Source organism: Chelatococcus daeguensis (assembly GCF_001887265.1).
Lineage (GTDB): Bacteria > Pseudomonadota > Alphaproteobacteria > Rhizobiales > Beijerinckiaceae > Chelatococcus_A > Chelatococcus_A sambhunathii.
The window spans coordinates 1,932,900-1,952,769 of the sequence record NZ_CP018095.1 but is presented as its reverse complement, the minus strand read 5'-3'; the positions used below and the strand labels follow the sequence as shown (position 1 = coordinate 1,952,769).

Here is a 19,870-nt window from a genome sequence, read left to right as displayed (position 1 = left end):
CCCTCACAGCGCCGGAGCCCGGACGGTGGAGCTGACGACGAGCCCCAAGCCGACGAGAACCGCCACGGCCCAGAAGGCATCGAGCCGATCCATCACGCCCCCGTGGCCCGGAATGATGTGTCCGGAATCCTTCACCCCGGCCCGGCGTTTCAGCGCGGATTCGGCGAGATCGCCGAGCTGGCCGAGCGCCGAGGCGATGGCCGAACAGCAGCCGACCAGCCACATCGGGACAGCCTGCGCGACGCCGTTATCCTGCGCGACAGCGACGACAGCCATGCCGGCGAGGCTGCCCGCCAAAAGTCCGCCAAAGAAGCCTGACCATGTCTTCTTCGGGCTGATGCTCGGCCACAGCTTCGGCCCGCCGAGACTGCGGCCGGTGAAATAGGCGGCGATATCCGTCATCCAGACGACAGCGAACATCCAAAGGATGACGACGAGGCCGACCTCCGGCAGGGCGCGGGCAGCAACGGGAACGAGCCCGATGACCGCCGCATAGAGAAGACCTGCCAGCGCCCACAGGCGCGAGGTGCGATCACGCCCGAGGGCGGCAAGGCCGGCGGCCCCCACCGCAAGCGCGGTCAAGGCCGACGGCAGGTGGCCGCTCACCGACAGAACCACACTGGCGACGGCCACGGCCGCGGCGCCGCCAAGGGCCAGGACCGGCTGGTCGCGCGCCGGCGATAGCGCCACCCATTCGCGGCAGACGAGCGCGCCCGCCAGGGCCCAGAGGATGTCGAAGGCAAGTCCGCCCCACCAGGCTGTGCCGAGCGCCACGGCGACGAGGGCGATGCCGGACAAAATGCGCCGGCCGAGCTCGGATGAGAGGAAGGAACCGGTGCTGCGGGGCGTGGCCGGCGGTCGCGGCTCTGGAGAAGCCATGACGCTCAGGCGCTCGCCGTCAGGCCGCCATAACGCCGCTCGCGCCGGGCGAATTCAGCAAGCGCCTCGTCGAAGGCGGCCTCGTCGAAATCGGGCCACAGCACCGGCAGGAAGACGAGTTCGGCATAGGCCGCCTGCCAGAGCAGGAAGTTCGACAGACGCTGCTCGCCCGAGGTGCGGATGATGAGGTCTGGATCGGGAACGCCGGCTAGGTCGAGCCGGGCAGCGACGGCATCGGCGTCGATGGTGTCAGGAGCGAGGCGGCCGGCGGCAACCTCCTCGGCGAGGCGCCGGGCGGCACGAACGATCTCCTGCCGCGAGCCGTAGTTGAAGGCGACGACGAGGGTCAGGCCGGTGTTGTCGCGCGTGACGCTTTCGGCCTCCTCGAGCAGGGCCGTGATGTCGGGCTTGAGATTGGCCCGCTCCCCGAGGATGCGGACACGGACATTCGCCCGGTGCAGCTCGGCAAGGTCGCGGCGCACGAAGAGCTTCAGGAGGTTCATGAGGTCGGCGATCTCGGTTGCCGGCCTGCGCCAGTTCTCTGACGAGAAGCTGTAGATGGTGAGATAGCGGATGCCTCGCGCCGCGGCGGCACGCACGGCACGGCGCAACGCCTCGACGCCCCGCCGGTGGCCCTCGGCCCGCGGCAGGTGGCGCTTCTGCGCCCAGCGGCCGTTACCATCCATGATGATGGCGACATGCGCCGGCACGCCGGCCTCGCCTGCCGCCGCCCGCACATCTTCCGCTGCCGTTGCCGGCTCGGTCATTACCGTCATCGACCCGTCCTCACGGCGCCATCGGCCCCGACGTCGCACCGCGCCGCCGCCCCCGTCATGCAGATCAGACCTGCATGATCTCCTTTTCCTTGGCCGCGAGAAGCTGATCGATCTCGGCAATCGCCTGGTCGGTCGCCTTCTGGACGAGATCGGCCTCGCGGGCGTGGTCGTCCTGGCTCATGTCGCCGTCCTTCTCGAGCTTCTTCAGCGTGTCGAGGCCGTCGCGGCGGACGTGGCGCACCGCGATGCGCGACTCCTCCGCATATTTGTGCGCGACCTTGACCATCTCCTTGCGGCGCTGCTCATTCATCTCGGGAATGCGCAGGCGGATCACCTGCCCCTCCGTCTGCGGGTTGAGGCCCAGATCGGAATCGCGAATGGCCTTCTCGACGGCCGAGACCATGCCGCGGTCCCACACCTGCACGCTGAGGAGGCGCGGCTCCGGCACGCTGATGGTCGCGACCTGGTTGATGGGCATCAGGCTGCCGTAAGCGTCAACCTGGATGGGCTCGACAAGGCTGGCCGAGGCGCGGCCGGTGCGCAGTCCGCCAAGGTCGTGCTTCAGGGCCTGAACGGCGCCCTGCATGCGACGCTTGATGTCGGCGAGGTCGTATGTCTGGCTCATTGTTTTTGCTCGCTCCCTGCAAGATATCGCGGCGACGTTGAGCGCGCCCGAGCCTCCGGGTCAAGACCTTCGTCTCGAATCGGTGAACACGGGCGCGTGCGCCTCACGTCGCGGGAGCAACGATGGTGGCCCGCCCCCCACCCTCGAGCACGGCCCCGATGGAGCCCGGCTCCGCAAGGGAGAAGACGACGATGGTGAGCCCCGCCTCGCGCGCAAGAGCGAACGCGGCCGTGTCCATCACTTTGAGATTGCGGGCGATGGCTTCGTCGTGAGTTAGGCGCTCGAAGCGGGTGGCAGTCGGGTCCTTCTTCGGATCTGCCGTATAGACGCCGTCGACGTTCGTCGCCTTCATGAGCAGCGCGCACGACAGTTCGGCCGCACGCAGCGCCGCGCCGGTGTCGGTCGTGAAATAGGGATTGCTGGTGCCGCCGCCGAGGATCACGACCTTGCCATGGGCCATGTGGTCGAGGGCGCGCTTGCGCGCGTAGCTCTCGCACAGGGAGGGCATCGGCACGGCCGACATGGCGCGCGCGGGCACCCCGGCCGATTCGATGGCGTGCTCCAGAGCCAGGGCGTTCATGACCGTGCCAAGCATCCCGATGGAATCGGCGGTGGGCCGGTCGAGGCCCTTGGCGAGGCCCTGCACCCCACGGAAGAAATTGCCGCCACCGACGACGACGGCGATCTCGTGGCCGACACCGGCGGCCGTGGCGATGTCGTTGGCGAGCGCAGTCAGGGTTTCGCCATGGATGCCGGCTCCGCCCGGCCCCGCCAGTGCCTCACCCGACAGTTTGATCAGCGCCCGTTTGCCAGCCATCGTCCCTTCTGCCTCCGCCAGGGCCTGCAGCGATCCGACTGGATCTCGACAGGCGTTGCAACCGTCATGACAGGGCATTTCGCCGACGCGATCCGCAATACCGCCGGCAGAAATGCCTCCAACCGCTTCATCCTACAAAAACGGCGGCGCTTGGCGCCGCCGTCTTCTGGACATTCCGGTCTCAGCCGCCGACCGCCGCCGCCACCTCGGCGGCAAAGTCGGTTTCCTCTTTCTCGATGCCCTCGCCGAGGCTGTAGCGCACGAAACCCGTCAGCGAAACGGGCGCGCCGACCCTGCCTTCGGCCTCCTTGAGAGCCTGGGCGACCGTCTTGGATGGATCGTGGATGAAGGCCTGGTCGAGAAGGCAGACCTCCTTGTAATACGTCTTGAGGCCGCTCTCGACGATCTTCTCGATCACGTTGGCCGGTTTGCCGGCATGCTTCTCGCCGAGGATTGCCTTCTCGCGCTCCACCGTCGCCGGATCGAGGCCCGCCGGGTCGAGCGCCAAGGGGCTCGCCGCAGCGATATGCATGGCGATCTGGCGGCCGAGCGCCGCGAGCTCATCGGTCTTGCCGGCCGAGTTGAGGCCGACGAGCACACCGATGCGGCCGAGGCCCTCGCCCGAGGCGTTGTGGATGTAGGAGGCGACGACACCCTGCGGCACCGAGATGGAGGCGGCGCGGCGCAGCGTCATGTTCTCGCCGATGGTGGCGATAGCGTTGGCGATGGCGTCGGCGACCGTGCCCCCGCCCGGATAGGCCGCGGCCTTGATGGCCTCGACATCGTCGCCGACCGTAAGGCCGACACGGGCGATATTGGCGGCGAGCGCCTGGAACTGGTCGTTGCGCGCAACGAAGTCCGTCTCGGCATTCACCTCGACGACCACACCCTTGGCGCCGTCGATGGCGAGCGCGACAAGGCCCTCGGCCGCGACGCGGCCCGACTTCTTGGCGGCCTTGGCGAGACCCTTCTTGCGCAGCCAGTCGACCGCCGCCTCGACGTCACCGTTGGTCTCCGCGAGCGCCGTCTTGCAGTCCATCATGCCCGCGCCGGTCTTGTCGCGGAGCTCCTTGACCATCGCTGCGGTGATATTAGCCATTTCGTCCTCATAATCGTCGATGCGGCGCGGCCCGGCACCGAAGCGCCAGGCCGCACCATGCCCCGGACATCATCGTGCCGCTCAAGCGGCACGGAATTGCGAAGCGGTCAAACAGACTCGCTCAGGGTGCGGGCAAGCGCCACCCAGCCGTCGCGTTCGATGCGGCCGTTGAGCTTGAGCTCCGCGTCGAGCTTGGCGACATCGGCCTCGCCCATGGCGGCGATCTGCCAGTAATGGAAGATGCCGGCCTCGTTCAGGGTCTTCTCGAGCTGCGGACCAACGCCCGCGATCTTGGTGAGATCGTCGGGCGCACCGCGCGGGGCATCGAGCAGTTCGAAGGCCTCGCCCGCCTGCTCGATCTCCGCCGGCAAATCCTCGACCAGTGGAGCTTCGGAGGCGCCGATGTCGATGCCAAAATCGCCCTGGCTGCGCGAAATGCCGTCGATCGCCGCGCGGGCCACGAGATCGCAGTAGAGCGCGATGGCCCGACCCGCGTCATCGTTGGCCGGCACGGGATAGGTGATCCCGTCAGGATCGCAGTTCGTATCAACGATCGCGGCCACCGGGATGCCGAGGCGCTGCGCCTCCTTGATGGCGAGTTGCTCCTTGTTCGTGTCGATCACGAAGAGCAGGTTCGGCGTGCCGCCCATGTCCTTGATGCCGCCCAGGGCACGTTCGAGCTTGTCGCGCTCGCGCGACAGCATCAGACGCTCCTTCTTGGTCAGGCCCTGCGCGCCGCCGGCCAGCATCTCCTCGACCTTGCGCAGGCGCTGGATGGACGCCGAGATCGTCTTCCAGTTGGTCAGCATGCCGCCGAGCCAGCGGGAGTTGACATAGTACTGGGCCGAGCGCTTGGCCGCATCGGCGACGGCATCGGCCGCCTGGCGCTTGGTGCCGACCATCAGCACGCGACCGCCGGCCGCCACCGTGTCGGAGATCGCCTGCAGCGCACGGTAGAGCGCCGGCACCGTCTGGGCGAGGTCGATGATGTGGATGCCGTTGCGGGCGCCGAAGATGTAGGATTCCATCTTCGGGTTCCAACGGTGGGACTGGTGTCCGAAATGCGCGCCAGCCTCAAGCAGCTGACGCATCGAGAATTCAGGAAGCGCCATTACGATTTCTCCGGTTCAAGCCTCCGCGGAGTTGCGACCGACGCTGGCGTCGGCCACCGGATGCTCTTCGAGCGTTCTCCGCGTGTGGGATGGCGGCGCTTATACGGGCGCCGCGGCCGCGACGCAAGCCTCCGGGCGCTTCACGCGTGGCAATTTTCGCGGGACCTCGTACCAAAGCGCGATGGCGGCAGGCATCAGCATTCCACCCTCGAGGGCGGATGCGTGGGAATGCGGGGATCGGGAGAGCAGGCGGCTCGGGATCAAGCGCCGGGCCCCGGCTCGCATTCCGTTCCGCCGCGTTTCCCTGCATCCGTCCGCGATCACGGTTCTCCCGGTCAGGCCCTCGTTTCCCGGCCCGCGTGCGCGCAGCGCGGGCGAGCGCCGGGAACCAGCGCATGGCCCGATACCCATCAGGTTATCATCGCATGGCGGCATGACCCAGCACGTCCGGCCGCACTGCGCAGCGGCTATTGCAGCTCGACGTGCACCACGCCCGGCACGGCGCGCAGGGCGCCGGCGATCTGCGGGGTGGCGAGATAGCGCCCGGGCAGGCGCAGTTCCACCTCCTGCGCATTGTCGAGGATGAGCACCATCGACACTTCACCCTCGCCGCGCTGCTTCAGGCGCTCGCTGACGCTGGCGAGCGGGGCTTCGTCGCGTACATAGATGCGCATGCCTTTCTGATGCTGCGCGATCGCCTCATCGAGCGGCTCGACGGACTGGATGCGGGCGCGCACGTCCTCACCCTCGACGGAGGCCTGCACCACGAGCACCACCGCCCGCCCCGGCTCCAGGAGATCGCGGAAGCGCTGCAGCCCTTCGGAGAAGACGATGGCCTCGAAATGCCCGGTCTGGTCCGAGAGCGTGACGATGCCCATCTTGCTGCCGCTCTTGGTGCGCCGCTCAGTCCGGTCGAGCACCGTTGCCGCGAGCCGGCCCATGGTCGCACCGGCCTTGACCGCCTTGGCGAAATCCACCCAGCGCTGAACGCGCAGCCGCTCGAGCATCTCCTCGTAGCCGTCGAGCGGGTGGCCGGACAGGAAGAAGCCGACAGCGTCGTATTCCTTCTGCAGCCGCACGGCCGGAACCCACGGCTCGTAGGGTGGGATGCGCAGCGGCTCGGAGCCGGCGGCTAGGCCGCCGAAAATGTCCGCCTGACCGTCGGTGGCCGCCGCCGCCATGCGCGATGCGAGCGCCATCATGGCATCGATCGCCGCCGTCGCGCGCGCCCGATCGGGCTCCAGCTCATCGAAAGCGCCCGCCGCGATCAGCGCTTCCAGGGTGCGCTTGTTGACGAGACGCGGATTGATGCGCGACGCAAAATCAGAAAGACTTGTGAAAGGCTTGTTGCCGCGTGCTGCAATGATGCTTTCCACCGCCTGACGTCCGACGCCCTTTGTCGCTGCAAGTGCGTAGCGGATGATTCCCGGGCCCACGCCGTCGTGGTCGACCTCGAAGGAGACGCCCGAGCGGTTGATGGACGGCGGCTCGACGCGAATGCCGAGGCGCTCGGCCTCGCGGCGGAATTCCGACAGCTTGTCCGTGTTGTCCATGTCGAGCGCCATGGAGGCGGCCAGGAACTCGACGGTGTAGTTGGCCTTGAGATAGCCCGTCTGGTAGGCGACGAGCGCATAGGCCGCCGCGTGGCTCTTGTTGAAGCCGTAGTCGGCGAACTTCGCGAGAAGGTCGAAGATTTCGTTGGCAAGGTCTTTCGTGAGGCCGTTTTTCAGCGCCCCCTCGACGAAGCGCACGCGCTGGGCGTCCATCTCGGCCTTGATCTTCTTGCCCATGGCTCGGCGCAAGAGATCGGCCTCGCCGAGCGAGTAGCCGGACAACGCCTGGGCCACCTGCATCACCTGCTCCTGGTAGATGATGATGCCGAAAGTCTCCTTGAGGATCGGCTCCAGCTTCGGGTGCAGGTACCATTTCTCGGAGGCTTCGCCGCGCCCGTGTTTGCGGTCGCAATAGACCGGGATGTTGGCCATCGGGCCGGGCCGGTAGAGCGCGACGAGGGCGATGAGGTCCTCCAGCCGGTCGGCACGCATGTCGACGAGCGCCTTGCGCATGCCCGCACTTTCCACCTGGAACACGCCGACCGTCTCGCCGCGGCCGAGGAGTTCGAAGGTGGTGCGGTCGTCGAGCGGGATGCGCGACAGGTCGAGGTCGATGCCGCGCTGGCGCACGAAATTGACCGCCGTCGTCAGCACCGTCAGCGTCTTGAGGCCGAGGAAATCGAATTTCACGAGCCCGGCCTGCTCTACCCACTTCATGTTGAACTGGGTGACGCGCATGCCCGAGCGCGGATCGCGATAGAGTGGCACCAGTTCCTCGAGCGGCCGATCGCCGATGACGATGCCTGCGGCATGGGTCGAGGCGTGACGGTGCAGGCCTTCCAGCTTCTCGGCGATGGCGAGCATGCGGCCGACGACAGGCTCCTCCTCGGCGGCAGCCTGCAGGCGCGGCTCGTCCTCGATGGCCTTCTTGAGCGTCACCGGATTGGCCGGGTTCTGCGGCACGAGCTTGGTGAGCTTGTCGACCTGGCCATAGGGCATCTCCAGCACGCGGCCGACGTCGCGCATCACGCCGCGGGCGAGCAAGGTGCCGAAGGTGATGATCTGCGCGACCTTGTCCTCGCCGTAGCGCTTCTGGACGTAGCCGATCACCTCCTCGCGCCGGTCCTGGCAGAAGTCGATGTCGAAGTCCGGCATCGACACGCGCTCGGGGTTGAGGAAGCGCTCGAACAGCAGGCCGAAGCGCAGCGGATCGAGGTCGGTAATGGTAAGGGCATAGGCGACGAGCGAGCCCGCGCCCGAGCCGCGTCCCGGCCCGACGGGGATTTCGTGAGCCTTCGCCCATTTGATGAAGTCCGACACGATGAGGAAGTAGCCGGGATACTTCATGCGCTCGATGACCGATAGCTCGAAGTCCAGCCGCTCCTCGTAATCCGCCACCGTCAGGCCGGGCGCCGGGCCGTGCGCATCGAGGCGGCGCTTCAGACCCTCCACCGCCTGCCGGCGCAGCTCCGCACCCTCGTCGCTCTCGGCGCCCTCGGTGCCGGCGTCGAAGCGCGGCAGGATCGGCTTGCGCGTGCGGATGCGGTAGGCACAGCGCATGGCAATCTCGACGCTCGAAGACAGTGCTTCCGGCAAATCCGAAAATAGATCAGCCATTTGCGCGCGTGTCTTGAAGTCGTGCTGCGGCGTGACGCGCCGCCGGTTCTCGTCTGACAGGAGCCGCCCTGCTGCGATTGCCAGCAGCGCGTCATGGGCCTCGTAATCGTCCGGCTTGGCGAAGAAGGGCTCGTTGGTGGCGACGATCGGCAGACCGAGGTCATAGGCGAGCCGCAGCAGCTCAGGCTCGGCGGCAGCCTGCTCGGGCAGGCCGTGACGCTGCAATTCCACATAGAGCCGCCCGTCGAAGGCGCCGCGCAAGGCCTTGAGCCGCTTCTCGGCACTTTCGGACCGCCCCTCGCGGAGAGCTTGGTCGAGCGGCCCTCCGAAGCCGCCGGTCAGCGCGATGAGGCCCCGGCTGTTGGCGAGGACACGGTCGAGCGGCACATGCGGCTTCTCGTTGGGATCGGTTTCGAGATAGGCCCAGCTCGTGAGCCGCATCAGGTTGCCGTATCCCACCTCGTCCTGGGCCAGCAGGACGAGGTGGGGATAGTCGCGGGCGTGGACGCTGCGCTGGGCCGGATCCTGTTCCTCGAAGGCAACCGACAGCTGCACACCGGCGATGGGCTGGATGCCAAGGCCCTTCAGCTTTTCCGAGAACTCCAATCCGCCGAAGAGGTTGTTGGTGTCGGTGAGGGCAAGCGCCGGCATCTTGTCGGCGGCGGCGAGCTTGCCGAGGGTCGTGACGGTCAGGGCGCTCTCGAGCAGCGAATAGGACGAGTGCACGTGAAGATGCACGAAGCCGACGCTGCTCAGGATGCTGCCCATCGTTCGTTCCGTCCTCGTCCCTTCGGCCCCGGCGACTCGCTGCTGATCCATCCGATCGGTCGGAAGCGCCGCAGTATCGCCTTGACCGGTCGGCGCCGTCGAGGGTCGGCGTCCCACCGGCTGTGGACGGTCTTTCGATCAGACGGGAGGCCCGCTGGCAACCGTGGCCCAGACGCCGATCATGGTGACGAAGACGCCGAGCGATGCGATCTCGACAAGTGAGGTGACAACGGTCTTGAACATGTCTCGCTCCTATTGTTCGTCGTATGTTCACAGTTATTCACTATTTGTTCAAGTCCCGGCGCCTGTTTGAGTCAATAAATCATTACCGTCGCCGGCGCTCCGTGCGGCGTGCCTTCAGGGATGGCGGCGCGAAGCAGCCGGAGCGCGGGCGCTCGCCTGCGCACGCGGTAGCAATCGGTTCGTGGTGACTGTCACCGAGGCACCCGACGCCTCGGCCACTCTCAAGACCGGCGGATCGCTGCCCCCCGGAACCGATAGCGCGATGTCGCGGGAACCGCCGTCAGATCGGCCATTGCGTCATCGGGCGCTGGACGCGCAGACGGTCCACCACCTCGCTGACGCCTGGCTCGTTCTCCGCCAGCACGCGCAGGGCATCACGCACGCGCTCGTCATCGACCGTGCCGTCGAGTTCGACCTTGCCGGCGTTGACCACGACGTCGAGGGAGGCGTTCGACACCCAGCCCTCGCGATCGACCTCTTCGAGGATGCGCCGGCGGATGTCCATGTCCTCGGCGGTCGCCTGCGCCGCGTCCTCCAGCCGGCGCGCAAGAACGCGCAGGAAATTGGCCCGGCTCACGATGCCGACAACCTTGCCGTCACGCACCACGGGCAGGCGCTTGAAGCCGCGTCGCTCCATCAGATCCACCGCATCGGTGAGCGGCGCGTCGGGGGCAACGCTCTGGGGGTCCTGCGTCATGACGTCCGACACCTTGCGGCCGTGGCTGCGCACGTAGTCCTCGGCTCGCGCAGCCGGATCCATGAGAAAGCTGAGCCAGCGCGGACGCCGGTGCTCGGTGCCGGTCTCAGCGCGCCGCAGCAGGTCGCGCTCGGTCACCATGCCGACGAGCCGCCCCTCCTTGTCGACGACGGGCACGCCGCTGATGCCATGATGAAGCATCAGTTGCGCCGCCTCGAGGACGGACGTGTCCGGATGTACCGTCGCCGCGCCCATGGTCATGATGTCGCCAACGTTCATCATCCTGCCTCCTCATGCTCACTGCCATGACGCTCCGCCAATAGCGGGCGTTCGTGAGACGCTCCGCCCTTCGCCCGGCTCGCTTGCCGTCTGTCCGGCAGCCTTGCTGTGGCACAGACGGGCCCGAAAAGCCTTGCGTTACATCAACGGCCGAACGGCTGCGCGGTTTCGACGCCAGGTTGCGGTCGATCAATGAACGTCCCCGCGCAGGCGCGACTATCGGCACCATCACCGTTCGCCTTTGGAGATTCTCATGCAGCTTTCCCTCCCCCACGATGCCCTCGTCGTCGTGTGCGATGCCCGCAGGGCCCTCTTCCTGCGGAACGAGGGCGACGAGCTCTTCCCCAATCTTCAGGTCGAACGGCATGCCGAGGCTCCCGAGAACGGCGTCGATGCGGCTGCCGGCACGGACCGGCCCGGCCGCCGGCAGAATGCCGTTGGTCCGGCGAGTGCAGTCGAGAGTGCGGACCGGCACCGCGAGGCCAAGGTGCAGTTCGCAGAGGAGACGATGCGGACGCTTGAATCCCTTCACAAGGCGATGCAGCCGCCCGGCCTTGTGCTCGTGGCGCCGCCGCGCATGCTGGCGGCCATGCGCGAATGTCTCGCCGATGACATGCGCGCGACGCTGCTGGCCGAGGTCGGCAAGGACCTGACCAAGCATCCGGTCTACGAGATCGAGCGGCTCCTGACGAACGCATGACCGATGGTGCCGGCCGCCCCGGGGACAGCCGAAGACCGCCCCTGTCGCTGCGACGCTCGCCCCCGTCCGTTAGCGACCGTTATTGCCCGGCCGCGTTGGCGCGGGCTCCGTCACGGAAACCGGGTCGGAGGCCGGGAAGGTTTCCTTAAGCCCCTCTTCGAGCTGTTCTTCGAGCCGCCGGCGCCTTTCGGCTTCGGGGGAGGCCGGCTTCTCCGGCGGCCTTCCCTTCGGTGTCTCGGCATTCGATGATTCTTTCATCGACAACTCCCCTTGCTGGTTATTTGCACGCCCGCCGTTCGCTCCAAGCGAAGCGGCGAGCCACCGGTCGACAGTCTCGGCGAGCGCAACAAGCTTCGGCGCGACCGTCACCGGATAGGCGGGCGCCGGATCGAGCCCGCGCAGATCGTCCGGCAGGTGGGACAGGGCCTCGGCCGCATAAGCCCGTATCGCGGCCAGGGACGGTTGCGGCGCGATGCGCCTGCCATGGCGCATGACGGGCACGAGCAGCGGTGTGCCGGGCTGGTCATCGTCCAGCACGGAGAGGATGTCGCCGGCAGGCCGCCCGTCCGCGCCATGGCTGCGCCAGACCTGCTTGCGGCCGGGCCAGGTAGCCTTACCGGCCGACAGCTTGCGCCGGGCGACGCCGGCGTATTCCTGCAGCTTGTAGGCGCAGTCGAGCGCCGGTGCATCGGCGGAGGTCGTCAGGCTGGTGCCGATGCCAAAACCGTCGATGGGAGCGCCGGCCGCCAGCATGGCTGCGATCCCCTCCTCGTCGAGGCCGCCGCTGGCGAAGATGGTCACGTCCGGCAGGCCGCCGTCGTCGAGGATCTGCCGCACGGCGCGCGACAGGGCGACGAGGTTGCCGCTGTCGAGGCGCACACCCCTGACCGCGATGCCTTCTGCCTTCAGCCGCGGCGCGAGTTCCACCACCTTCCGCGCGGCCGCCTCGGTGTCGTAGGTGTCGATCAGCAGCACGAGACCCTCGGGCCGCGAGCGTGCGAAAGCCTCGAAGGCGGCCACCTCGTCCTCATGCGCCTGCACGAAGGAATGGGCCATGGTGCCGAACGAGGGAATGCCGAACAGACGGCTGGCGAGGAGCGTCGCGGTGCCGGCAAAGCCGGCGAGATAGCTCGCCCGTGCGGCAAGAAGCCCCGCCTCCATCCCGTGCGCCCGCCGCAGGCCGAAATCGACGAGGAGCTTGCCTGGCGCCGCGAGCACCATGCGCGCCGCCTTCGATGCGATGAGGCTCTGAAAGTGCAGGAGATTGAGGAGGCGGGTTTCGACGAGTTGGGCCTCGGGCAACGGAGCCACCACGCGCAGGATCGGCTCGTTCGGGAAGAAGACAGTGCCTTCCGGCACCGCATCGACATCGCCGGTGAAGTGCAGCGCGCGCAACTGCCTGAGAAACGCCGACGAGAAACGCCCGCTTTCACCGAGCCATGCGATCTCGTCATCCGTGAATCGCAGGTTCTCGAGATAGTCGAGCGCCTGCTCGAGCCCCGCTGCGACAAGGAAATTGCGCCGCGGCGGCAGCTTGCGGACGAAAAACTCGAACACCGCCGTCCGCGTTCGGCCATGCTCCAGATAGGCCTGGATCATGTTCAACTGGTAGAGGTCTGTGAGCAGGGCACCCGCAGCGTCCATCCGCACACCTCGGACAGGCTTCTCACGGACGACCCGCCTTGCGGCAACCGGTGCGATGCCCGCTGGCGGCCCGCCGCACCGGCCCCGAAGGTGCCCATGACTGGCGACGATGACGCCGAGCACGCCATCTCGCCTTGATCGACGTCAACGCCGCCGGCGAGGCGGTCTATAACCTTACCGCATGTTCGCGCCTTCGACACCGCGTCTCACGGCCGAGACCGCGCCGGATGTTCCGTTTGCGGACAAGGTGCGTTTCCTCAGTCAGCCGGAGTGTCTTGCTCTGCCCGCCAGCACCGTCGAGGCGCGCGAGACGCACATGTCCTGGCTGTTCCTGACCGAGCGGCACGTCTACAAGCTCAAGAAGCCCGTGCGGTCCGCCTGTCTCGATTTTTCGACTACCGACCGGCGGGCTGCGGCCTGCCGCACCGAGTTGGCGCTGAACCGCCGCCTTGCGCCCGACGTCTATCTGGATGTCATGCCGCTCAGGCGGACGCCGGACGGCCTGTCCTTCGGCGCGGTCGGAACGATCGTCGACTGGCTCGTCCTCATGCGCCGTCTCGACGAGCGCCATACCCTCGAGACCCACGCCCGCGAGCAGCACCTGACGCGGGCGGACGCAGAGCGCCTCGCCGCTCGGCTCGCGACATTCTACCGGCGGGTTCGCCGCCTTCCCGTCGCCCCCGCCGTGCATCTGGCGCGCTGGCGGCGAGCCTTGCTCGAGAACGAGCAGCTCCTGCGCGATCCGCGCTTTCACCTCCCGGAAGGCACGATCGCGCGCATCTGCCGCGCGCAGCGCGCCTTCCTTGCCCGACGACCGGGCATTCTTGTCCGGCGGGCGCGCCGGGTCGTGGAGGCGCATGGGGATCTCAGACCCGAGCACATTTGGCTGACCGATCCCGTTATCGTCATCGACTGCCTCGAGTTTTCGGAACCGCTGCGTGCGCTCGACCCGCTCGACGAAATCGCCTTCCTCCATCTCGAATGCGAGCGGCTTGGCGTTGGCTGGGCAGGAGAAGCGCTGCGGCACCGCCTCGCGCGTCTGCTCGGCGACCGCCGTGGCAACGGCCTCTTCCTGTTCTATCGCAGCTACCGGGCCCTGCTGCGGGCGCGCCTCGCCATCACCCACCTTCTCGATGCCGAGCCCCGCACGCCGGAGAAATGGCCACGCCTCGCGCGCACCTACATCGATCTTGCCCTTGCCGATGCAGGACGGCTCGAGCGCATTCTCAATAGACGAACAGATCGGCGAGTGCCTGGCCGGTGTGCAGCCGCGCGATCGCCTCGGCGATGAGCGGCGCAACGGGCACGACGTCGAGCTTGTCGCGTACAGGCCCTTGCGGCAGCCGGAACGGCGGCACGCTGTCGCTCGACACGACACGATCGATGGCGGGATCTGCGAGCGCCGTCTCGGCGCCCGGCATGAACAGGCCGTGCGTCACGCAGGCGATGACGCTCCGTGCGCCGCCCGCCCGGGCTGCCTTCGCGGCACGCGCCAATGTGCCGCCCGTGCTGACGAGGTCGTCCACGATGATGCAGGTCGCGCCCGCGACCTCGCCGACGAAGAGATCCCCAGAGACGATGCCGCCGCTGCGCCGCTTCTCGGCGAAAGCCTTGCCCGCCGCGCGGCCCGTCACCGCTTCCAGCACCTCGCGGAACAGATCAGCCCGCTTGCCGCCGCCGAGATCGGGCGAGACAACGCACAGCGGCTCCGTTGCAAGGCCCGCGGCGAGGTGGCGGACGAGCAGCGGGGCCGCCGAAAGCGCCACCGTCGGCAGACGGAAGGCGTTCTCGAAGGCGGTTTCGTTGTGCACGTCGAGCGCGACGACCGCATCGGTCCCCATGGCCTCGAAAAGGCCGGCGACATAGCGCGTGATGACGGGATCGAGCGCCTTGGTGCGCCTGTCCTTGCGCGCATAGCAGAGATAGGGCGTGACGGCCGTGACGCGCGCTGCGCCTGCATCCTTGAGGGCGCCGATGAAGAAGAGGAGCCTGCACAGCTTGTCGTTGGCGCTTCCATCCGGGCCGCCATGCAGCGAGTGGATAACATAGACATCGGCACCGGCAACGGGCTCGAGCGGCCGCGCCTTGTGCTCGCCGTCCTCGAAATCCCGCTCCTCGTGCCGGGCCAGCTCCTGCCCGATAAGGCGCGCGACCGCGTGCCCGAGATCCTGCGAGCCGACAAGCGCAAAGATCTTCAGCCGGTCGGCTGCAATGGACCGTACATCGGCGGGTGACCAAATCGTGGCTGGCGGCATCGCGAGCCTCCTATCGACCATCGCGGGCAACCCAGAGTTCACCCCGCTTGACATAGGAGCGCTTGACGGCCGCCCATGCAATGCGATGGGCGATTTCCTCCCGCCGGGGGTCATCTGAATGATCGGCGAAGGCACTGTTGAAGGCCGTCCGATAGATGTCCTGTGCATGCGCCGGCAGATGCGCGCGCACGGCCGGTGGCAGGTCGCTGTTGTCGCGGTACGGCATGGCAACCTCGCGCGATGCCGCAAGGATCAGAGGTGCTCGCTCTCCATGTCACTGCAAGACAGGCCGAACTGCGACAGCCCCTCCTCCAGATAGTCGGCAAGCAGCGGGATTCCCATGAGGTAGCGGGCCGTGCGGGTGTTATGCGCGCGCTCGGCTTCGGCCCGCAGGTCCACCCAGCCGTCGAGGCCGGCATCGCCGCGCCCCAGCCAGGCCAGTGCCACGAGATCGATCTGCTCATCCTCGTTGAGCGCGGCAATGGCAGCGGCGAGCTCGGCCGCCACGGGATCGTCGCGATGGTCCTCCAGCACCGAGCGCATGCCGTCATCACTGGCGTTCGAGGCAGGGTGCGGCTCGGTGACGTCGTCCTTCACGTCGAACTGGCGCGCCTTGATGATGATGAAGCAGACCTTGTCCAGTGCAATGGAGAGATTCGGCGGCCTCGGCATGGTGTGGCTCCCCGATTCCGCAGACGACGGTGCCTGCAGGTCCCCACCAGCATGTGTCCTATCTTGCAGCCAGCCATTGCGCAGAATCAATGGCGCAATGTGTGCCGTCCCCTCAGTCGAGGCTGACCACGAGGCCGTCGCGGATGGTGACGCGGCGGTCCATGCGTGCGGCAAGGTCGAGATTATGGGTCGCGATGACCGCCGCGAGGCGCGAGGCACGCACCAGCGCGACCAGCATCGAAAAGACGTAGTCCGACGTCTTCGGATCGAGATTGCCGGTCGGCTCGTCGGCGAGGAGCACCCGCGGCGCATTGGCCACGGCGCGGGCGATGGCGACGCGCTGCTGCTCGCCACCGGAGAGCTCCGCCGGCCGGTGGACGAGGCGCTCGCCGAGGCCGAGGAAGCTCAGCACCTCGGCGGCGCGGGCCTCCGCCTCCCGGCGCGCCAAGCCGCGGATGAGCTGTGGCAGGGCGACATTCTCGAGCGCCGAGAACTCCGGCAGCAGGTGGTGGAACTGGTAGACGAAACCGATATCGAGGCGCCTCAGGCGCGTGCGTCCGGCATCGTCGAGCCCCGTCGTCGGCTCGCCGCCGACGTAGACCTCGCCGCTATCGGGATGCTCCAGGAGGCCGGCGATGTGCAACAGCGTCGACTTGCCTGTGCCGGACGGCGCAACCAGCGCGACGATCTCGCCTGGCCACACGGCGAGGTCCGCGCCGCGCAGGATGTCGAGCATCGTCTCGCCCTGGGGGTAACGGCGTTCGATCTTGGAGAGGAACAGGGCCGGCGTCTGGGGCGTCGTCATGCCGTCTCACCCGTAGCGAAGGGCTTCGACGGGGTCGAGGCGCGCCGCCCGCCAGCTCGGGTAGAGCGTTGCCACGAGCGACAGGACGATCGCCATGAGCACCACGGTCGTCACCTCACCGGGGTCGATCTCAGCCGGCAGGCGGCTGAGGAAATAGAGCTCTGCCGGGAAGAGGTTGGAACTCGTCAGCTGCGACAGGAAACTGCGGATCGCCTCCACGTTCCATGCGAGGGTGAGGCCGAGCAGGAAGCCGGCGAGCGTTCCCACAATGCCGATGGAGGCGCCTGTGATGAGGAAGACTCGCATCACGGCGCCGCGCGTCGCCCCCATCGTGCGCAGGATGGCAATGTCCTCGCTCTTGTCCTTCACCAGCATGATGAGGCCGGAAACGATGTTGAGGGCCGCCACCAGCACGATCAGCGTCAGGATGAGGAACATCACGTTGCGCTCGACCTCGAGCGCACCGAAGAAGGTGCGGTTCCGCTGGCGCCAGTCGGTGATCATGATCGGCCGGCCCGCGGCTTCTTCGATGCGCGGGCGCATGGCGCCGACATCATCGGCATTGTTCAGGAAGACCTCGATGACGCTGACGTCGCCGTCCCGGTTGAAATAGGCCTGCGCCTCGCCGAGCGGCATGTAGACGAAGGTGTTGTCGAACTCGGACATGCCGATCTCGAACACCGCGACGATGGGGTAGGCCTTGATCCGCGGCGCGGTGCCGAAGGCCGTCGCGGCGCCGCGCGGCGAGACGATGGTGAGTGAATCGCCGACACGAAGGCCGAGATATTCGGCCATGCGCCGGCCGATAGCGACGCCGCCCTTCTCGTCGAAATCGCGCAGCGTGCCCTGCCGGATGGTATCGGCGATGAAGGGAATGCTGGCGATGTCGGCCTCGCGCACCCCGCGCACCAGCGCGCCGCCGGAGGCCGCGGTGGAGGAGACGAGCGCCTGGCCCTCCACCATCGGCACGACGAGCTTCACCCCCGAGAGGTCGGCGAGCCGCTTCGACACGGCGTCGAAATCGGTCAGCGGGGAATCGATCGGCTGGATGAACATGTGGCCGTTCACGCCGACGATCTTGTCGAGCAGCTCCTTGCGAAAGCCGTTCATCACCGACATCACGACGATCAGCGTCGCGACCCCGAGCATGATGCCGAGGAAGGAGAAGCCGGCGATGACGGAGATGAAGCCTTCGCGCCGGCGCGCCCGCAGATAGCGGGCCGCCAGCAGCCACTCGAAGAGCGCGAAGGGTCTCGTCGAACCGCTCTCGGCCGCGCGTCCGCTCATGCCGCTCCCCGCCCCTGCCTCGCCGTCAGCCCGCGATCCGCGTCACGGCATCCTCGATCGACAGAAGCTCGCGCTCGCCCGTGGCGCGGCGCTTCACCTCCACCTTGCCGTCGGCAAGCCCCTTGGGGCCGACGAGGATCTGCCACGGCATGCCGACGAGGTCGGCCGTCGCGAACTTGGCTCCGGGACGCTCGTCCCGGTCGTCGTACAGCACGTCGAGGCCGCGCAGGGCGAGCGCCCGATGGAGATGCGCGCAGGCCTCGTCCGTCGCTGTGTCACCGACCTTGATGTTGATGAGCGAGACGTCGAAAGGCGCGATCGGATCCGGCCAGACGATGCCGGCCTCGTCGTGGCTGGCCTCGATGATGGCGGCGACGAGCCGCGACGGGCCGATGCCGTAGGAGCCCATGTGCACGGGATGCTCCTTGCCGTCCGGCCCGGTCACCGTCGCCTTCATCGGCAGGGAGTATTTCGTGCCGAAATAGAAGATGTGGCCGACCTCGATGCCACGCGCCGACACCTTCCGGTCATTCGGAATAGCAGCGAAGGCGGCCTCGTCGTGCTTCTCGGAGGTCGCGGCGTAGAGCGACGTCCACTTGTCGACGATCGACTGAAGGCCGGCAACGTCGTCGAAATCCGTGTCCGCGGCTGGGATCGGAAAGTCGAGGAAGTCGCGGTGGCAGAACACCTCGCTCTCGCCCGTCGAGGCAAGGATGATGAACTCGTGGCTGAGGTCACCGCCGATCGGGCCCGTATCCGCCTGCATGGGGATGGCCTTGAGGCCGAGGCGGGCGAAGGTGCGCAGGTAGGCGACGAACATCCTGTTGTAGGAATGGCGCGCGCCGGCCTGGTCGATGTCGAAGGAATAGGCATCCTTCATCAGAAATTCGCGCGAGCGCATGGTGCCGAAGCGCGGCCGGATCTCGTCCCGGAACTTCCACTGGATGTGATAGAGATTGAGCGGCAGGTCCTTGTAGGAGCGCACGTAGGACCGGAAGATGTCCGTGATCATCTCCTCGTTCGTCGGCCCGTAGAGCATCTCGCGCTCGTGCCGGTCGGTGATGCGCAGCATCTCCTTGCCGTAGGCGTCGTAGCGCCCCGATTCACGCCACAGATCGGCCGACTGGATGGTCGGCATCAGGAGTTCGACGGCGCCGGAACGGTTCTGTTCCTCCCGTACGATTGCCGCAATCTTGTTCAGGACCTTGAGGCCGATCGGCAGCCAGGAATAGATCCCCGCCGATTGCTGCCGGATGAGTCCTGCCCGCAGCATCAGGCGATGGGAAACGATCTCCGCCTCTTTGGGATCTTCGCGGAGCGTGGGCAGGAAATAGCGGCTGAGACGCATGAGAAACCGGCAACGGGCTTGTGTGGAAAGGGAAGCGAGTCGTCCGCTGAGACAACACCGCCGCACGGCAAAAGACAAGGCTGGCTTTGCGACTCACCGACCAACGCACCGCCATTCGACCCATGTGTGACAACACCATGCAAAAAATGCGGGCAGCCCCTGCACAAATGGGTGACAAGTGGTGAACGATCGACTATGCATTGTTACCCGATCGAAAGTCCCCGCCGCCATTCACAGAGCGGGGAACTGCGGTCCAGGTCTCGGGAGGAAGCCCAGGCGACGTCGAGAGGTGCGAGAGCACCCCGTTGTTCCGAATGAACAGGCGTTACGGGTTCGAGAAGAAACTCCAACAGCAAGGCGTCAGCCTTGCTTTTTTGTTGGAAGACACGGTTTCACGCGCAACCAACCGCGTTTCCTACCCCCTTATGTCACAGTTCGATGAGCGCCAGCGCGACCTTCACGAGCGCGAGGACGATGGCCGAGACGACGGTGGTCGCCAGCACCTTCTTGAGGAGTCGGGGCTTCGCCGGCGCGCCGGGCTCCGTGCCGCTCGTCACCTCGCCCGATTCCAACTGGCTGCGCACGCCAAAGGGCAGGACAGCGAACAGAACCGTCCACCAGATGATGAAATAGAGGGCCAGCCAGGTCGCAATGGTCATCGGGTCTACCCGCTCCGCTTAGGTTCTCGGCAATG

18 protein-coding genes and 1 pseudogene are annotated in these 19,870 nt (G+C 67.1%); 2 read left to right on the top strand and 17 right to left on the bottom strand.

The window, feature by feature from the left end; genetic code table 11:
• Positions 1-3: 3 nt before the first annotated feature.
• The 8 genes from BOQ54_RS09300 to BOQ54_RS09265 form a co-directional block, all read right to left on the bottom strand.
• Complete coding sequence (locus BOQ54_RS09300; protein ID WP_071923760.1) at positions 4-879, bottom strand: phosphatidate cytidylyltransferase; 876 nt, start codon at positions 877-879, stop codon at positions 4-6.
• 5 nt (positions 880-884) lie between these two features.
• Positions 885-1,655: an isoprenyl transferase gene (locus BOQ54_RS09295; protein ID WP_425349087.1), complete on the bottom strand. Its 771-nt coding sequence runs from the start codon at positions 1,653-1,655 to the stop codon at positions 885-887.
• A gap of 64 nt (positions 1,656-1,719) precedes the next feature.
• Complete coding sequence (frr, locus tag BOQ54_RS09290) at positions 1,720-2,280, bottom strand: ribosome recycling factor (protein WP_055458324.1); 561 nt, start codon at positions 2,278-2,280, stop codon at positions 1,720-1,722.
• 103 nt (positions 2,281-2,383) lie between these two features.
• Positions 2,384-3,097 (bottom strand): UMP kinase, encoded by a 714-nt coding sequence (pyrH, locus tag BOQ54_RS09285; protein WP_096335194.1) that lies wholly within the window; start codon positions 3,095-3,097, stop codon positions 2,384-2,386.
• 181 nt (positions 3,098-3,278) lie between these two features.
• Positions 3,279-4,196 (bottom strand): translation elongation factor Ts, encoded by a 918-nt coding sequence (gene tsf, locus BOQ54_RS09280; protein WP_055458325.1) that lies wholly within the window; start codon positions 4,194-4,196, stop codon positions 3,279-3,281.
• A 107-nt stretch (positions 4,197-4,303) separates the two neighbouring features.
• Positions 4,304-5,308, bottom strand: a complete 1,005-nt coding sequence (locus BOQ54_RS09275; RefSeq protein ID WP_055458326.1) for a 30S ribosomal protein S2 — start codon at positions 5,306-5,308, stop codon at positions 4,304-4,306.
• 467 nt (positions 5,309-5,775) lie between these two features.
• Positions 5,776-9,246: a DNA polymerase III subunit alpha gene (gene dnaE, locus BOQ54_RS09270; protein ID WP_071923759.1), complete on the bottom strand. Its 3,471-nt coding sequence runs from the start codon at positions 9,244-9,246 to the stop codon at positions 5,776-5,778.
• 523 nt (positions 9,247-9,769) lie between these two features.
• Positions 9,770-10,468 carry a CBS domain-containing protein gene (locus BOQ54_RS09265; protein WP_083585947.1) on the bottom strand — a complete coding sequence of 233 codons (699 nt, stop codon included), beginning with the start codon at positions 10,466-10,468 and terminating at the stop codon, positions 9,770-9,772.
• 250 nt (positions 10,469-10,718) lie between these two features.
• On the opposite strand from BOQ54_RS09265, the gene BOQ54_RS09260 reads away from it, so the two are divergent.
• Positions 10,719-11,165 carry a host attachment protein gene (locus BOQ54_RS09260; protein ID WP_071923758.1) on the top strand — a complete coding sequence of 149 codons (447 nt, stop codon included), beginning with the start codon at positions 10,719-10,721 and terminating at the stop codon, positions 11,163-11,165.
• 69 nt (positions 11,166-11,234) lie between these two features.
• On the opposite strand, the gene BOQ54_RS20235 is transcribed toward BOQ54_RS09260, so the two are convergent.
• Both BOQ54_RS20235 and BOQ54_RS09255 read right to left on the bottom strand, forming a co-directional pair.
• Entirely contained in the window at positions 11,235-11,423 is a 189-nt protein-coding gene (locus tag BOQ54_RS20235) for a hypothetical protein (protein WP_245282570.1), read from the bottom strand.
• 69 nt (positions 11,424-11,492) lie between these two features.
• A pseudogene (locus BOQ54_RS09255) lies at positions 11,493-12,809 on the bottom strand (nicotinate phosphoribosyltransferase); the annotation flags it as partial.
• 181 nt (positions 12,810-12,990) lie between these two features.
• Here BOQ54_RS09255 and BOQ54_RS09250 point away from each other — a divergent pair.
• Complete coding sequence (locus BOQ54_RS09250; RefSeq protein ID WP_063186293.1) at positions 12,991-14,100, top strand: hypothetical protein; 1,110 nt, start codon at positions 12,991-12,993, stop codon at positions 14,098-14,100.
• Here the strand turns inward: BOQ54_RS09250 and BOQ54_RS09245 are convergent.
• From BOQ54_RS09245 to BOQ54_RS09215, 7 genes are all read right to left on the bottom strand, one after another.
• Positions 14,036-15,064 carry a ribose-phosphate diphosphokinase gene (locus tag BOQ54_RS09245; RefSeq protein ID WP_063186292.1) on the bottom strand — a complete coding sequence of 343 codons (1,029 nt, stop codon included), beginning with the start codon at positions 15,062-15,064 and terminating at the stop codon, positions 14,036-14,038. The two genes, BOQ54_RS09250 and BOQ54_RS09245, sit on opposite strands and share 65 nt — an antisense overlap.
• A 10-nt stretch (positions 15,065-15,074) precedes the next feature.
• Positions 15,075-15,290, bottom strand: coding sequence for a ChaB family protein (locus BOQ54_RS09240; RefSeq protein WP_063186291.1), 216 nt, complete (start codon positions 15,288-15,290; stop codon positions 15,075-15,077).
• A gap of 26 nt (positions 15,291-15,316) precedes the next feature.
• Complete coding sequence (locus tag BOQ54_RS09235) at positions 15,317-15,736, bottom strand: DUF3775 domain-containing protein (protein ID WP_055458333.1); 420 nt, start codon at positions 15,734-15,736, stop codon at positions 15,317-15,319.
• A 112-nt stretch (positions 15,737-15,848) separates the two neighbouring features.
• A complete protein-coding gene (locus tag BOQ54_RS09230; protein WP_019403679.1) occupies positions 15,849-16,541 on the bottom strand; it encodes an ABC transporter ATP-binding protein in 693 nt (230 codons plus the stop codon).
• Positions 16,542-16,547: 6 nt separating this feature from the next.
• The gene (locus tag BOQ54_RS09225; protein ID WP_071923757.1) at positions 16,548-17,828 is read right to left on the bottom strand and encodes a lipoprotein-releasing ABC transporter permease subunit; all 1,281 of its coding nucleotides are present in this window, start codon (positions 17,826-17,828) and stop codon (positions 16,548-16,550) included.
• A 25-nt stretch (positions 17,829-17,853) separates the two neighbouring features.
• A complete protein-coding gene (gene proS, locus BOQ54_RS09220) occupies positions 17,854-19,176 on the bottom strand; it encodes a proline--tRNA ligase (RefSeq protein WP_063186288.1) in 1,323 nt (440 codons plus the stop codon).
• A 428-nt stretch (positions 19,177-19,604) separates the two neighbouring features.
• Entirely contained in the window at positions 19,605-19,835 is a 231-nt protein-coding gene (locus BOQ54_RS09215) for a DUF1467 family protein (protein WP_055458337.1), read from the bottom strand.
• Between the last annotated feature and the right edge of the window lie 35 nt (positions 19,836-19,870).

Coding starts and splice junctions, on each gene's coding strand:
- BOQ54_RS09250 (WP_063186293.1), top strand. CDS start 12,991: ATGTTCGCGCCTTCGACACCGCGTCTCACGGCCGAGACCGCGCCGGAT.
- BOQ54_RS09215 (WP_055458337.1), bottom strand. CDS start 19,835: ATGACCATTGCGACCTGGCTGGCCCTCTATTTCATCATCTGGTGGACG.
- pyrH (WP_096335194.1), bottom strand. CDS start 3,097: ATGGCTGGCAAACGGGCGCTGATCAAACTGTCGGGTGAGGCACTGGCG.
- BOQ54_RS09295 (WP_425349087.1), bottom strand. CDS start 1,655: ATGACGGTAATGACCGAGCCGGCAACGGCAGCGGAAGATGTGCGGGCG.
- BOQ54_RS09240 (WP_063186291.1), bottom strand. CDS start 15,290: ATGCCGTACCGCGACAACAGCGACCTGCCACCGGCCGTGCGCGCGCAT.
- BOQ54_RS20235 (WP_245282570.1), bottom strand. CDS start 11,423: ATGAAAGAATCATCGAATGCCGAGACACCGAAGGGAAGGCCGCCGGAG.
- BOQ54_RS09275 (WP_055458326.1), bottom strand. CDS start 5,308: ATGGCGCTTCCTGAATTCTCGATGCGTCAGCTGCTTGAGGCTGGCGCG.
- BOQ54_RS09230 (WP_019403679.1), bottom strand. CDS start 16,541: ATGACGACGCCCCAGACGCCGGCCCTGTTCCTCTCCAAGATCGAACGC.
- tsf (WP_055458325.1), bottom strand. CDS start 4,196: ATGGCTAATATCACCGCAGCGATGGTCAAGGAGCTCCGCGACAAGACC.
- BOQ54_RS09245 (WP_063186292.1), bottom strand. CDS start 15,064: ATGCCGCCAGCCACGATTTGGTCACCCGCCGATGTACGGTCCATTGCA.
- proS (WP_063186288.1), bottom strand. CDS start 19,176: ATGCGTCTCAGCCGCTATTTCCTGCCCACGCTCCGCGAAGATCCCAAA.
- BOQ54_RS09225 (WP_071923757.1), bottom strand. CDS start 17,828: ATGAGCGGACGCGCGGCCGAGAGCGGTTCGACGAGACCCTTCGCGCTC.
- BOQ54_RS09235 (WP_055458333.1), bottom strand. CDS start 15,736: ATGCCGAGGCCGCCGAATCTCTCCATTGCACTGGACAAGGTCTGCTTC.
- dnaE (WP_071923759.1), bottom strand. CDS start 9,246: ATGGGCAGCATCCTGAGCAGCGTCGGCTTCGTGCATCTTCACGTGCAC.
- BOQ54_RS09265 (WP_083585947.1), bottom strand. CDS start 10,468: ATGATGAACGTTGGCGACATCATGACCATGGGCGCGGCGACGGTACAT.
- BOQ54_RS09300 (WP_071923760.1), bottom strand. CDS start 879: ATGGCTTCTCCAGAGCCGCGACCGCCGGCCACGCCCCGCAGCACCGGT.
- frr (WP_055458324.1), bottom strand. CDS start 2,280: ATGAGCCAGACATACGACCTCGCCGACATCAAGCGTCGCATGCAGGGC.
- BOQ54_RS09260 (WP_071923758.1), top strand. CDS start 10,719: ATGCAGCTTTCCCTCCCCCACGATGCCCTCGTCGTCGTGTGCGATGCC.